Source organism: Streptomyces jumonjinensis, from assembly GCF_009600885.1.
In the GTDB taxonomy this organism is placed as follows: domain Bacteria; phylum Actinomycetota; class Actinomycetes; order Streptomycetales; family Streptomycetaceae; genus Streptomyces; species Streptomyces jumonjinensis.
In genome coordinates, this window is sequence record NZ_VCLA01000170.1 from 85,814 (window position 1) to 99,520 (window position 13,707).

The 13,707-nt window shown below is 72.2% G+C and carries 11 protein-coding genes; 6 read left to right on the forward strand and 5 right to left on the reverse strand.

Annotated features, from left to right (window positions below; translation table 11 throughout):
• Window positions 1-113 precede the first annotated feature (113 nt).
• Window positions 114-1,496 carry a transcriptional regulator gene (locus tag FF041_RS25255; protein ID WP_153524932.1) on the reverse strand — a complete coding sequence of 461 codons (1,383 nt, stop codon included), beginning with the start codon at window positions 1,494-1,496 and terminating at the stop codon, window positions 114-116.
• Window positions 1,497-1,943: 447 nt separating this feature from the next.
• Here FF041_RS25255 and FF041_RS25260 point away from each other — a divergent pair, with 447 nt between their 5' ends.
• The 4 genes from FF041_RS25260 (at window position 1,944) to FF041_RS25275 (ending at window position 6,223) form a co-directional block, all read left to right on the forward strand.
• Window positions 1,944-2,648, forward strand: a complete 705-nt coding sequence (locus FF041_RS25260; protein WP_153524933.1) for a bifunctional DNA primase/polymerase — start codon at window positions 1,944-1,946, stop codon at window positions 2,646-2,648.
• Window positions 2,649-2,758: 110 nt separating this feature from the next.
• The gene (locus FF041_RS25265) at window positions 2,759-3,625 is read left to right on the forward strand and encodes an ABC transporter ATP-binding protein (protein ID WP_153524934.1); all 867 of its coding nucleotides are present in this window, start codon (window positions 2,759-2,761) and stop codon (window positions 3,623-3,625) included.
• Window positions 3,622-5,400, forward strand: coding sequence for a transporter (locus FF041_RS25270; RefSeq protein ID WP_228388616.1), 1,779 nt, complete (start codon window positions 3,622-3,624; stop codon window positions 5,398-5,400). Before FF041_RS25265 ends, FF041_RS25270 begins: the two co-directional genes overlap by 4 nt.
• A 298-nt stretch (window positions 5,401-5,698) precedes the next feature.
• On the forward strand, window positions 5,699-6,223 hold the full coding sequence (locus FF041_RS25275; protein ID WP_153524935.1) for a subtilase-type protease inhibitor: 525 nt from the start codon (window positions 5,699-5,701) through the stop codon (window positions 6,221-6,223).
• 107 nt (window positions 6,224-6,330) lie between these two features.
• Here the strand turns inward: FF041_RS25275 and FF041_RS25280 are convergent, their stop codons facing one another.
• Together FF041_RS25280 and FF041_RS25285 are read right to left on the reverse strand one after the other, a co-directional pair.
• Complete coding sequence (locus tag FF041_RS25280) at window positions 6,331-7,278, reverse strand: alpha/beta fold hydrolase (RefSeq protein ID WP_153524936.1); 948 nt, start codon at window positions 7,276-7,278, stop codon at window positions 6,331-6,333.
• Between the two features lie 906 nt (window positions 7,279-8,184).
• Window positions 8,185-8,877 (reverse strand): metal-dependent transcriptional regulator, encoded by a 693-nt coding sequence (locus tag FF041_RS25285; protein ID WP_153487542.1) that lies wholly within the window; start codon window positions 8,875-8,877, stop codon window positions 8,185-8,187.
• A gap of 248 nt (window positions 8,878-9,125) precedes the next feature.
• Between FF041_RS25285 and FF041_RS25290 the strand changes: the two genes are divergently transcribed.
• Window positions 9,126-9,881: an SIS domain-containing protein gene (locus tag FF041_RS25290; RefSeq protein WP_153524937.1), complete on the forward strand. Its 756-nt coding sequence runs from the start codon at window positions 9,126-9,128 to the stop codon at window positions 9,879-9,881.
• 63 nt (window positions 9,882-9,944) lie between these two features.
• Here FF041_RS25290 and FF041_RS25295 read toward each other — a convergent pair whose 3' ends face one another.
• The gene (locus FF041_RS25295; protein WP_153524938.1) at window positions 9,945-11,285 is read right to left on the reverse strand and encodes a PAS domain-containing protein; all 1,341 of its coding nucleotides are present in this window, start codon (window positions 11,283-11,285) and stop codon (window positions 9,945-9,947) included.
• Between the two features lie 383 nt (window positions 11,286-11,668).
• Window positions 11,669-12,298 carry a pyridoxamine 5'-phosphate oxidase gene (pdxH, locus tag FF041_RS25300; RefSeq protein ID WP_153525055.1) on the reverse strand — a complete coding sequence of 210 codons (630 nt, stop codon included), beginning with the start codon at window positions 12,296-12,298 and terminating at the stop codon, window positions 11,669-11,671.
• A gap of 179 nt (window positions 12,299-12,477) precedes the next feature.
• On the opposite strand from pdxH, the gene FF041_RS25305 reads away from it, so the two are divergent.
• The gene (locus tag FF041_RS25305) at window positions 12,478-13,578 is read left to right on the forward strand and encodes a citrate synthase 2 (protein WP_153524939.1); all 1,101 of its coding nucleotides are present in this window, start codon (window positions 12,478-12,480) and stop codon (window positions 13,576-13,578) included.
• The last annotated feature ends 129 nt before the right edge of the window (window positions 13,579-13,707 follow it).

Genomic DNA, 13,707 nt, shown 5'->3' on the forward strand with positions numbered 1-13,707 from the left:
AACATGGACCTACGGAAACGTCGGCTCACGCTACCGGGTGCCCCGGGCCCCTCGGACGCACACACCGGCGGGCCGCCGGAGAACTCTCCCCGCGGCGGGCCGAACCGCGGCGGCTACGCCGCCTGCATCTCCACCCGCGCCCCGAACTCACGGACCGCCGGCTCGTCCGCGTACGGCTCAAGGCGCTGCTGGAGATCCTCCAGATACTCCGCGCCCCGGCTGGAGCGCAGCCGCGCCAGCAGATCCACGGCACGGGTGCCCGTATGGCACGCCTGCTCCACCTCGCGCTGCTGCACCTGCGCCGTGGCCAGCAGGATCAGTCCGATCGCCCGCCGCCGCGCCCGGGACTCCGGATGGCCGTCCAGCGCCTCGGCCGCCTGGTGCGCTGCGGTCTCCGCCTGGCCCAGATCCCGGTAGCAGTGGGACAGTTCGTCCGCGAGATAGGCGCGGTCGAAGTGGGCGATCCACGCCGGGTCGTCGCCCGTGTCCGGCTCCGCCCGCTCCAGCGCGGAGACCGCCTTCCCGGCCACCGTCTGACAGGTGCGGGCGTCCCCGAGCAGGGCGTGCCCACGGGCCTCGGCCGCGAGGAACATCGCTTCCGCGCGCGGGGTGACATGCCCCCGCGCGCCCTCCTGCGCGGCACGGGCCAGCTGGGCGATCTCGCGGGGGTTGCCCAGCTGGGCGGCGAGATGGCTCATGGAGGCGGCCAGCACATATCCGCCGTACCCCCGGTCGCCCGCCGCCTGTGCCAGCCGGAGCGCCTGGATGTAGTAGCGCTGGGCGAGACCGGGCTGTCCGGTGTCGACGGCCATATAGCCCGCGAGTTCGGTCAGCCGGGCGACGGCGGCGAACAGCTCCCGGCCGACGGACTCCCGGTAGGAGCCCGAGAGCAGCCCGGAGACCACGGAGTTGAGATAGTGCACGACGACCGGGCGCACATGTCCGCTGCCGAAGCGGTGGTCGAGTTCGGTGAGCGCGGCGGTCATCGCCCGTACCGCCTCGACGTCCGAGCCGCCCACCCGGGCGCCCGCCGAGCGCGCGACCTGGGTGTCCGCGCCGGTGATCAGCCAGTCACGGCTGGGTTCGACCAGGGCGGACGCGGCGACGGACGCCCCGGAGAGGAAATCCCGGCGGCCGACGTCGCTGCGCCACAGCTCGCAGACCTGCTCGATGGCCCCGAGCACGGTCGGCGAGAACTGGAGACCGACGCCGGACGCGAGATTCTTGCCGTTGGCCATGCCGATCTCGTCGATCGTGACCGTACGGCCCAGTTTGCGGCCCAGCGCCTCGGCGATGATGCCCGGGGCGCGTCCGCGCGGCTGCTGCCCGCGCAGCCAACGCGCCACCGATGTCTTGTCGTAGCGCAGGTCCAGCCCACGCTCCGCGCCGACCATGTTGACGCGGCGGGCGAGCCCGGCGTTGGAACACCCGGCTTCCTGGATGAGTGCCTGCAACCGTTCGTTCGGCTGTCGGGCGACGAGAGGCCTGGCTGCCATGAAAACCCCCTGAGGCCGCGGTGATCCACGCAGGAATCACTGCCCGGCGGATATGCGGAGAATGCAGAATTGACGGACTTGGTCTGGTTTTTCCAAACGCGCCGCCGCTGTTCCGCCCGCCGCCCCGGCAGAGCCCTGGCTGAGCCTTGGGAGAGACTTCGCGACGCTTCGGCGACATCCCCGTTGTCCTGCGGGAAGTCCTCGCGGACACCCCTCCGAGCCGTATGGAGCCCTGGCTGATCCCGGTCGGCCAGCCCTGCGGAAACCCCTGGAATCCGGGCGGCCGGCCATGTGGACCTCCTCCCGGAGCAGGCGACATCCCGTCCCCCTTGTACACGTAGCTACCCGCCGCCGGGTCCCCTCTCGTCGCGCGCCCCCATCCGTGCATCGATGCGCCCCATATGCGAGATCATGATCGCGGGGCGGGCCGTAGGGTGCCCGTAACTCATGGTGACGGCGGGAGTTGAGTGGGTCGTGGAAGAGACCATCGGAGTCAGAGAAGCCGCGCGGAACCCCCAGCAGAGAGGTGAGCAACTGCTGGATCACGCGGTGCGTTACGCGGAAGAACGACACTGGGACGTCTTTCCCGGCACCTGGCTGGAGGCGGCGGACGGCCGGGAGAACTGCTCCTGCGGCGACGCCGCTTGCGCGACTCCGGGAGCGCACCCCACACGGCCGGACTGGGCGAACCAGGCGACGGGCAGCGCCACCGAGGCCCGGCGGCTCTGGGGCGAGCACCCCAAGGCGTCGATCCTGATGCCCACGGGCCGGACCTTCGACGCGCTCGACGTCGCGGAGTCGACGGGCTTTCTGGCGCTGGCCAGGCTGGAGCGGATGGATCTACCGCTCGGGCCGGTGACCTGCACCCCCGATCGCCGGATGCTGTTCTTCGTGCTGCCCGGCGCGGCGGCGAAGATCCCCGATCTGATCCGCGGGCTGGGCTGGGCCCCCAGCTCGCTCGACCTGGTCACCCGGGGCGACGGCGACTATGTCGCGGCCCCGCCGACCCGGGTGGGCGGGCGCGGCGCGGTGCAGTGGGCCCGCCGCCCCACCAACGCCAACCGATGGCTGCCGGACGCCGAGGAGCTGATCAGCCCGCTGGCGTACGCCTGCGGCCGGGACGCGGCGGCGGCCCGCACCCAGGGGGCTTAAAGCGACGCCTGCTTAAGACGCCTACTTAAGGTGGACTCGTAACCGACGCGTACAACGCTCACAAAGCGCTGCCGCGTATGACATACGGGACATCGAAGGGCAGGGGCAGCATGCCGGAGGACCGGACGACAGCAGCCGGGGGCACAGACGCGGGCGGAGCACCAGCGGCGGTGCCCGCCGTACGTGTGGAGGGGCTGTGGAAGCGGTTCGGCGAACAGATAGCCGTCTCCGGCATCGATCTCACCCTCCCCGCGGGCCGGTTCATCGGTCTGGTGGGCCCGAACGGAGCGGGCAAGACCACCACGCTCTCGATGGTGACGGGGCTGCTCCGCCCGGATCAGGGCCGGGTGGAGGTGGCCGGACACGATGTCTGGCGTGATCCGGTCGGGGTGAAGTCCCGGATCGGCGTACTGCCGGAAGGGCTGCGGCTGTTCGAGCGGCTCTCGGGCCGTGAGCTGCTCGCCTACATGGGGCGGCTGCGCGGACTGCCGGGCGCGGAGGTGGACAAACGGGCCGCACAGCTGCTGGACGTACTGGATCTGGCCGGGTCCCAGCACAAGCTGGTCGTGGACTACTCCACCGGCATGCGCAAGAAGATCGGGCTGGCGGCGGCGCTGCTGCACAACCCCGAAGTGCTCTTCCTCGACGAGCCGTTCGAGGGGGTGGACCCGGTCTCGGCGCAGACCATCCGCGGGGTGCTGGAGCGGTACACCGCGTCGGGCGCGACCGTGATCTTCTCCAGCCATGTGATGGAGCTGGTGGAGTCGCTGTGCGACTGGGTCGCGGTGATGGCCGCCGGCCGGATCCGGGCACAGGGCCCGCTCGCGGAGGTACGCGGCGACGCGCCGTCCCTCCAGAGCGCGTTCCTGGAGCTCGTCGGCGCGAGCGGGCGGAACGAACATGAGTCGCTCGACTGGCTCGGCGGCAGCTCGGGCTCGGGCTCGGGTGCGGGCACCGGCGCCGGCGGTGCGCGATGAGCGGCAGGACGCCCGGGACCGGACCGTCCAAGACCGGACCGTCCGAGACCGGACCGTCCGAGACCGCGCCCTGGGGTGCCGGGTCCTCGGGTGCGGCACATGACGAGACCGCGACCGGCGTGACCGGCGGCCCGGGCGGGTCCCCGGCGGCGGCCACCGTCCGAGAGCGGGACGCCCTCGGCGCGGGCGCGCTGGCCGGAGTCTTCGTACAGCTCAAACTGTCGCTGCTCCGCAATGGACTGCGCCAGTCGTCGACCCGTACCGCCGTCTTCGTCACCTCCCTCGTCTTCGCCCTGCTCTTCGCCGCGGGCCAGCTGCTCGGGCTGATCCTGCTGCGTGGCAACGAGCACGCGGTCTCGGTGACCGTGCTGCTCACAGGCGTACTGGCGCTCGGCTGGGCCGTGCTGCCGCTGTTCTTCCCCGGCGGCGACGAGACCCTCGACCCGACCCGGCTGGTGATGCTGCCGCTGCGCCCGCGACCCCTGGTCGCCGCGCTGCTGACGGCGTCGCTGATGGGCATCGGACCGCTGTTCGCGCTCTGTCTGCTGCTGGGCTCGGCCTTCGCGCTCGCCCATGGGGCGGTCGCGCTGCTCGTCTCGGTGCTCGCCGTTCCCCTCGCGCTGCTGGTGTGCGTGGCGCTGGCGCGGGCCGTCGCGGCGGCCAATGTCCGGCTGCTGACCTCGCGGAAGGGCCGCGATCTGGCGGTGCTGAGCGGTCTGGTGATCGCCATCGGCGCCCAGCTGGTGAACTTCGGGGTGCAGCGGCTGGGCGAGTCGGGCGGGCTGTCCGCACTGGAGCCGGCGGCCGGGATCATCCAGTGGCTGCCCCCGGCCGCCGCGATCGGAGCGATCGACTCCGCGAGCGAGGGGGCGTACGGGACCGCCCTCGCCCAGCTCGCGCTGACGGCCGGTGCGCTGTACGGACTGCTCCACCCCTGGCAGCGGAGTCTGACTAAGCTGATGACGGCCCCGGACGGATCCACGCTCGCCGCCGCACAGGAGTCGAAGGCCCGCGGGGAGCGCTCGTCCGGACAGCACCGGCTGCTGCCGGACAGCCGTACGGGCACGGTGATGCGGCGCAGTCTGCGCTATGTGCAGCGCGATCCGAAGACAAAGGCGGCCTGGGTCTCGGCGCTGGCGATCGGCTTCATCGTGCCGCTGTTCAACGCCTTCCAGGGCTCGGGGTCGATCTACTTCACGTGCTTCGCCTCCGGGATGCTGGGGGTGCAGATGTACAACCAGTTCGGGCAGGACACCTCCGCGTTCTGGATGGTGGCGCAGACCATCGCCACGACGAAGGACGCGTACGCCGAACTGCGGGCGCGGGCCCTGGCGCTGCTGCTGGTCACCCTCCCGTACACGGTCGTCGTCACGGTGATCGTCGCGGCGGTGCTCGACGACTGGCAGGCGCTGCCGTCCGCGACCGGGGTCGCGCTCGCGGTGCTGGGCGCGATGCTCGGCACGGGGGCGATCTCCTCGGCCCGGTTCCCGTACTCCATCCCGCAGGACAGCGCCTACAAGAACGTCGCACCGGGGCAGACGGGACTGGCCTGGATGTCGGTCCTCGGCGGGATGCTCGCTGCGGCGGCGCTGTGCGCTCCGGTGATCGCCGCGACGATCTGGCTCCATTCGACGGACGGGCACGCGTGGCTGTGGAGCGTGCTGCCGTTCGGGGCGCTGTACGGGCTGCTGCTCGGCTGGGCCGGGCTGCGGCTCGCGGCCCCCATGGCGGCGCGGCGGCTGCCGGAGATCCTGACAGCGGTGAGCAAGGGCTGAGCGGCTCCGCCGCTGTAGTGGAACCGGTGGTTTCGCGTCGATGCGGGATGGCCGGGGAAACGTACCAGCAGAACGTTTTCCCAGCTCACGCGATTGTTTCACGCTGGACCATTCATGATTGTCCATATGCCGGACGCCTTGACGGGGCGTCCGGCAGGGGGCGCGAGCTGCCCAAACGATCATTCGGTCACCCATTCGTTCGCACGCGCGGCCGGAAAACGGTGATCCATGTGCGTTCACTGTCCGCTTACGAAAGACTCCCGAGCGCAGTCACCCTCAGAGCGAAGGAGTTTCACCGATGCGTTCTGTACGCAGCACGATCGCCGTGGCCGCCGCACTGGCACTGAGCGGTACGGCGGCGGGTGCGGCGCAGGCCGTACCGCCCCAGTCCGTACCGCCCCAGGCACGGACGGCGCAGCCCGCGGCCGTCGCCCTCGCGCAGCCCGCCGCCGGCCCGCTCGCGGCCCCGGCCGCCCGCGCGGCCGGTCTGTACGCGCCCTCGGCGCTCGTCCTCACCATCGGCAAGGGGGAATCGCCGAAGGAGTCGGCCGTCCAGCGGGCCGTGACCCTCGGCTGTGCCCCGGCCGCGACGGGCACCCATCCGTCGCCCGCCGCGGCCTGCCGGGAACTGCGCTCCGTGGAAGGCGACTTCGCGGAGCTGCCGTCCGCCCTCCCGCAGACGAGCTGTACGCGGGAGTGGGACCCGGTCACGGTCACGGCGGACGGGGTGTGGCGCGGGCAGCGGGTCGAGTGGTTCGGCACGTACAACAACGGCTGTGAGATGTGGGCGAGCCTGGGCGGCGGAGTGCTCTTCTCCTTCTGACCCTTCTGACCCTTCTGACCCCGCTGGCCTGCTGGCCCTTGTGGCCCTTTCGGCTCGTGCGGCCCTTGCGGCGAGCCCGTTCCGGCGGAGGGCCGCCGGGCTGGAGCTCAGGGGCCGAAGGTTCTCGCCTCGCCCGGAAGGGGCTTCACCGCCGGATACGGGTCCGCGGGCAGGGCCGCGAGAAACGGCTCCACCACCGCGCGCCAGCTCTCGGGCCGCTCGTAGTGGACCAGATGGCCCGCGTCCGCCACCTCCGCGTACTGCCCGAGGGGCAGCACTCGGACCATCTCCTGGGCCTCGGCGCGGCCCAGTTCGCCGTCCAGACCCCGGACCACCAGGGCCGGACAGAGGATCTTGGCCAGCTCCTCCCAGTGGGCGTCCTTGATCCAGCTCTCCCGGGACAGCAGCATCTGGCGGCGGGAGAAGACCGGACGCCAGCCGTCCGGGCCCTCGGTCATCACCTCGGCGAAGAAGTCGCCGCGCGCCGGGCTGGGGTGCTCCAGCCAGGGGTCCTCAGCGCCGAACCAGCGGTGGGCGTCCGCGCGCGACGCGAACGGCAGGGGCCAGGAGTCGAACCACTGCTCCCACTCCTGCTGCGAGGCCGCGCCGAGCGCGGACGCCCGCATATCGCAGATGACCAGCGCCCTGACCAGGTCGGGGCGGCGGGCCGCGAGCCGCCAGGCGGTCAGCGCCCCCATCGAGTGGCCGATCAGGGTCACCGGGGCGAGGCCCAGGCGCTCGACCGCCGCCTCGGCGTCGGCGGTGTACGCCTCGTGGGTGAAGGGGCCCTCGGGCGGCTTGGCACTCCGGCCATGGCCCCGCTGATCGAGTGCGACCACCCGGTGGGTCGCACCGAGCCAGCGGGCCGTGGCGGCCCAGTGGGGCGCGTGTCCCATCAGGCCGTGCAGCAGTAAGGCCCCCGGCGCGGACTCCGCCGCTCCGGGGTCCGCATCAGGATCTCCCCGGGGGTCGCGGCCCCCTGTCTGCGGATCCGCGAGCTCCCAGGCGGCCAGGTCCACGCCATCGGCTCCGGTCACGTCGATGCGGCGCACCATGTGCCCGGCACCCCCTTCTCTTCCCCGGTCGTACTGTCCGGTTCACGGCCCGGCCGAATCCCCACCCGCCGGGTGCCTTCAGTTTATCGAACACTCATTCGAAAATATGATTACGGCGCGCAACACCCCACGTTCGAGTGACCTCTTGCCAGGCATGACTCCCGCTGTCCTGGGGAGACCTTCAGCGGGAGGCGGGCCGCTCGGGGAAGACGGTCCGCGGGGGCTGACCTTGAGAGCTCGGGGCTCCGGGTCAGCACAGGGGAGGGCAGGCCCCGGCGTCCTCGGACGCCGGGGCAATCCCCTGTCCGGCCGGGATGATCCCGCTCCCGGCGGAGGTGTTCTCGCGTCCGGCGAGGGTGTTCTCGCGTCCGGCGGGGGCCTCCTCGCAGCCGCTCCTCGGATGTTCCGCCTCGGGGCCGCCGCGCGGGCACGGTGACCCCGGCCGGGGCCGACCCGGCGGATATCCGGTGGAATGCCCCGGGAGCAATCGCCCGTGAATACGGGACATACCGGCCGGACCATCGAATACGAAGAGGCGTACGCGGGCGCGTCACCCTCATCCCTCCCCGGCCAGGCGTCATATGCCTCGCTGACAGCGTCGCACGCGATTGCCCCGAGCGGAGCGATTCCTGGCCGGAATCACGTCAGGCGGGCCGGTGATATAGGCAGAAAGAGACGCTTGTCGTACCGCGTGTCATACCGAGCGGGCGGAAACGCGCGCGACAGCACCGCACGCCCGAATCCCCGTCCCGGGGAGAGACATTCCCCGGACGGGGCGAAGGCCGTCCGGGGCACCCTTGAAGCCGGCTCCACCGCCCGCCGAGCCGGGCCCAGCGGGACCTGGCGGACCCAGCGGGACCTGGTGGACCGTGCGGAACCTGGTGGACCTTGCGCGGGAAGTCCTGGCTAGCGCTTGGCGACGAAGACATGCGAGGCCACATCGGGCTCCAGCTCGGCCGCCTCGCCGCTGCTGCCCACCAGCACCCCGCCCGCGGACTCCGTCACACTGACCACGGAGCCGGGCTGCACGCCCGCGCGCCGCAGCGCGTACATCAGCTGGGCGTCCGTCTGGATCGGCTCGCCGATCCTCCGCACGATCACGGTCTTGCCGTCCGCCCCCGGGTCCAGATCCGCCAGCGAGACCATGCTGTCGTCCAGGAACGGATCGGCCTCCGCCTTCTCGCCCAGCTCCTCCAGGCCCGGGATCGGGTTCCCATACGGGGACTCGGTGGGGTGGCGCAGCAGCTCCAGCACCCGCCGCTCCACCGCCTCGCTCATCACATGCTCCCAGCGGCATGCCTCGGCGTGGACCTGCTCCCACTCCAGGCCGATCACATCGACGAGCAGACACTCGGCGAGCCGGTGCTTGCGCATCACCCGCGTCGCCAGCCGCCGGCCCTCGCCGGTCAGCTCCAGATGGCGGTCCCCGGCGACCGTCACCAGGCCGTCCCGCTCCATCCGGGCCACGGTCTGACTGACCGTGGGCCCGCTCTGGTCGAGCCGCTCGGCGATGCGGGCGCGCATAGGAACCACACCTTCCTCTTCCAGCTCAAGGATGGTGCGGAGATACATCTCCGTGGTGTCGATCAGTCCGGACATACGTGCCCCTCGCTGAAATCGTGCGCTGCGGCCCCGGACTCAATTCTTACGCATCCCACCGACAACCGTGTCGCGCCTGGACCGGTGGCCGGGAGACACCGGTGCCGGAGCGTGTATTGACAGGGCAATGGTCCAGACCGCAACGTGATCGGCGGCACGGGATATTCCCCGGCGCGCTCCATGTTCCATACATACCCGGGCACGCGCGCCCCGCATTCGCGTCCCCGCACCCCGGAAAGGGCTCGATGATGAGCGAGAGCAAGCTGGCCGGTCAGTTCTTCGACTCCGCGATCGGTCTGCTGCAACGAGTACGGGACGAGGAGGCGGCGAACATCACCGCCGCCGGCGAGGCCATCGCGGACACCGTCGAGTCGGGCGGCCGGCTCTTCACCTTCGGCGCCGGGCACTCCTCACTGCCCGCCCAGGACGTCGTCTACCGGGCCGGCGGCCTCGCCCTGATGAATCTGCTCGCCGTCCCCGGAGTGGTGGGCGTCGACGTCATGCCGGCGACGCTCGGCTCCGCGCTGGAGCGGGTCGAAGGGCTCGCCGGGGCGGTGCTCGACACCAGCCCGGCCCAGCGGGGGGATCTACTGGTGATCATCTCGCTCTCCGGCCGGAACGCGCTGCCCGTCGAGATGGCGATGAACGCGCGGGCGCTCGGCCTCACGGTCATCGGGCTGACCTCGGTCGCGTACACCGAGGGGACGAAGTCCCGGCACGCGTCGGGCACCTTCCTCAAGGACCACTGCGACATCGTCCTCGACTCCAAGATCGCGGTAGGGGACGCCGAGCTGACCTGCGAAGGCGTCGACGCGCCCTTCGCCCCGGCGTCGACCGTGGTGACCAGCGCCCTGATGCAGGCGGCCGTCGCCGCCGCCGTGGAGCGGCTGGCCGAGCGGGGCGTGGAGCCGCCGATGCTGCGCTCGGGGAATGTGGACGGCGGGCACGAGTGGAACGGCCGGGTCATGCGGGAGTACGGAGACCGGATCTTCTACCGGCGCTGAACCGGGGCCTGGAGACCGCTCGCGGGCGCGGGCCGAACGGACGCGGGCCCCGGACGGCCCGCGTCACCCCGTGGCCGGGCCGCCCGCCGCGAGCGCCGACGCCATCAGCGCGGCCATCGTCTCCGCGTACACCGCGTCCGCCCGGTCGAACGCCGGACGGGACCCGCCACGGAGAAAGGTCACCGCGCCCAGGGCGCGGCCCCGGCCTCTGAGCGCCGTGCACAGGGCGTGCGCCGTCCCCGGAGGCCACTGGCGGTCCCGGGGCCAGTCCTCCGGCCCCGTCGCCGGGGCGCTGGCGAGGACCGAGCCCGCGCGGTCCACCGCCTGGAGCGCGGGATGGCCCGGCGCGTACCGCAGCGGAAGACCGCCGCCCATCACCGGGACGCAGGGGCCCGGCGTGCCCTCCGGGGTCGCCGCCGCGCGGACCAGCCGTTTCCGGTCCCCCGGCTCCACCAGATCGAGCAGCACATGATCCGCGAAACCGGCCAGCGCGAAGTCCGCGTACACCGTCGCCGCCGTCATCGGGTCCTCGCACTCCGCCGCCGCCCGGCCCGCCCGGTGCAGCTGGCCCGCCCGGAACCGGAGCAGATCCGCGCTCTGCTCGGCGAGCTTGGCCTCCGTCACATCGTGGAACAGCCAGCCGACGCCCAGCGGCACGGGCTCCTTGGCCAGCGGGGACGCCAGCCGCATAAACCCATTGCGCCAGCAACGGCGGCGCGGCTCCCCGCCTGGGCCCGCTCCCACGAGCGTCACCCACATCTCGCTGACCCCGCGCGGAGCGCCCTCCGACAGCACATGCCGCAGCGCGCCCTCCAGCTCCGCCACGCCGTCGGCGACCAGCTCGCCCAGCGGACGGCCCAGCGGTGTGCTCTGGCCCGCGCTCAGCGCCCGCGCCGCGTACGCGTTGACGACGGTGGGCCGCAGATCGACGTCGACCAGGACGACGCCCCAGGAGGCGTCGTCGAACAGCGCCTCGCTCAGCGCGATGGAGCGCTCCAGATCGACATGGGTGTGCACCTCGCTGAACGCGCAGTACACCCCCGCCGGTTCGCCGTCCGCGCCCAGCACCCGGGCCGACTGGGTGCGCACCAGCACCCGGCCGCCGTCCTTGCGGAGCAGCGCCATGTCATGGACCGTACGCCCCGGTACGCCCATCGCGGCCATCAGCCGCTTCTGCACCTCGTCCGCGTCGGCGGAGCGCACCGCCCACCCGGCGAGGCCGCGCCGGCCCACGGCCTCCTCCCGGGACCAGCCCAGGATGCGCACGGCCTCCCGGTTCCAGTGGGTGACGGTGCCGTCCGCGCCGAACGCGCAGAGCGCCGCGTCCATCCCGTCGAGCAGCGCGGCGAGCAGCTCCGCACCCGCCGTCGCCGCCAGCGTCGGCTCGCTCTTCGAAGCAGTCATCACGGCCCCCCGCCGGACGTGTCCACGTGAGTCGTCGCACGTCAGAACCCATTCAACTCGAATGTGCCGGAGGGCACGCCAGGTTCCGGGCATTCGTTGTCCGTCGGAGGCCGTCAGAACGGCTCATTTAATTCGGTTGAGGCGTCCTGAGGGGGCTCCTACTGTGGGTGCCACACGACGAAAGGAGGTGATCCGGAAGTGGTTTCTTCTCGGATGCGTGAGGTGACTGCGGGCTAGAGCCTGCTGTCGCACGCTGTGCCGTCGGCAGGCCTCCTGCCGCAATCCCAAGCAGTCACCCGACCCGTGGGCCGCCGGTGTCCGACCGGTTCTCCTCTCCGTCCGGACGGAAGGAGAAAGGCCCACGGGTCGTCCGCGTGAGTCCCTCAGGGAGCCAGCCGTTCCACCCGCCAGCCGCCGTCCCCTGCGGTCGGCGCGTACCGCAGCCGGTCGTGCAGCCGGTTCTCATGCCCCTGCCAGAACTCGACCGTCTCCGGCGTCACCCGGATACCGCCCCACTCGGGCGGCGCGGGCACCTGCTCCCCCTCCGGATAGCGGGCGGCCAGCTCCTCGTACCGGCTGAGCAGCTCCGCCCGGGAGCCGATCACCGCCGACTGCTCGCTCGCCCACGCGCCGAGCTGCGAGCCGTGCGGACGACTGCGGAAGTACGCCGCCGTCTCGTCCCGGCCGATCCGCGCGGCCGTGCCCGTGACGATGATCTGACGGGCGATCGGATGCCAGGGGAAGAGCAGCGAGACATGGGCGTTGGCCGCGATCTCCCGGCCCTTGCGGGAGGCATAGTTGGTGTAGAAGACGAAGCCCCGGGAGTCGTACCCCTTCAGCAGCACCGTGCGCGAAGAGGGACGGCCGTCGGGGGTGGCGGTGGAGACCACCATGGCGTTCGGCTCATGCAGGCCCGCGGACACGGCCTGCGCGAACCAGCGGGCGAACTGATCCATCGGCGTCGGCGCGAGATCTTCCTCCAGCAGCGGCGTCGAGCGATACTGCTCGCGCATGACAGCGGGATCCGGCGGGGAGCTCTGGGCGGCGGCATCGGTCACGGGACCATCCTGCCGCAGGGCGCCAGTCCGCCTCGCCCCTGTGGCCGCCGGCCGTCCGCCGCCTGCCGCCCGGGGCCGCACCCGCCGTAAGCCGTCAGTACGTTCAGCACGTCAGTACCGTGAGGAGCCGCCGTATGTCCGACTTCAGTCCCGGACTCGAAGGAGTCGTCGCGTTCGAGACCGAGATCGCCGAACCCGACAAGGAAGGCGGGGCGCTCCGTTACCGGGGCGTCGACATCGAGGACCTCGGCGGCCAGGTCTCCTTCGGGAACGTCTGGGGCCTGCTCGTCGACGGGGCGTTCGAGCCGGGGCTGCCGCCCGCCGAGCCCTTCCCGCTCCCCGTGCACTCCGGCGACATCCGGGTCGACGTCCAGTCCGCCCTGGCCATGCTCGCGCCGGTGTGGGGTCTGAAGCCGCTGCTCGACATCGACGCCGAGCAGGCCCGGGACGATCTGGCGCGGGCCGCCGTGATGGCCCTGTCGTACGTCGCGCAGAGCGCCCGCGGGCAGGGGCTGCCGATGGTCCCCCAGCGGGAGATCGACAAAGCGCAGTCGGTGGTCGAACGGTTCATGGTCCGCTGGCGCGGGGAGCCGGACCCCCGGCATGTGAAAGCCGTGGACGCCTACTGGACCTCGGCCGCCGAACACGGCATGAACTCCTCCACCTTCACCGCCCGGGTCATCGCCTCCACCGGCGCGGATGTCGCGGCGGCGCTCTCGGGCGCGGTGGGCGCGATGTCCGGGCCGCTGCACGGCGGCGCGCCGTCCCGGGTGCTGGGGATGATCGAGGAGATCGAGCGGACCGGCGACGCCACGGCCTATGTGAGACGGGCCCTGGACCGGGGCGAGCGGCTCATGGGCTTCGGCCACCGCGTCTACCGCGCCGAGGACCCGAGGGCGCGGGTGCTGCGCCGTACCGCGAAGGAGCTGCGGGCCCCGCGCTTCGAGGTGGCGGAGGCGCTGGAGCGGGCGGCGCTGGCGGAGCTGCACAGCCGCCGTCCGGACCGGGTGCTGGCGACGAACGTGGAATTCTGGGCGGCGATCGTGCTGGACTTCGCCGAGGTCCCGGCGCATATGTTCACCTCGATGTTCACCTGCGCCCGCACCGGCGGGTGGTCGGCGCACATCCTGGAGCAGAAGCGGACGGGGCGACTGGTGCGGCCCTCCGCGCGCTACACGGGGCCGGGGCCCCGGGATCCGCGCGAGGTCCGGGGGTACGAGGGGCTCACGGGGTGAGCGGCTGAGCGGGTCCCAGGCCAGAGGCCGTGGGGCCTGTTCTGGGCTGGGGCCGGTGGGGTAGGTGCGGGGTCCGCTCCGGGGCTGGGTGCGGTGTGCTGGGGTCCGGGGTCCGCTCCGGGGTGGTGC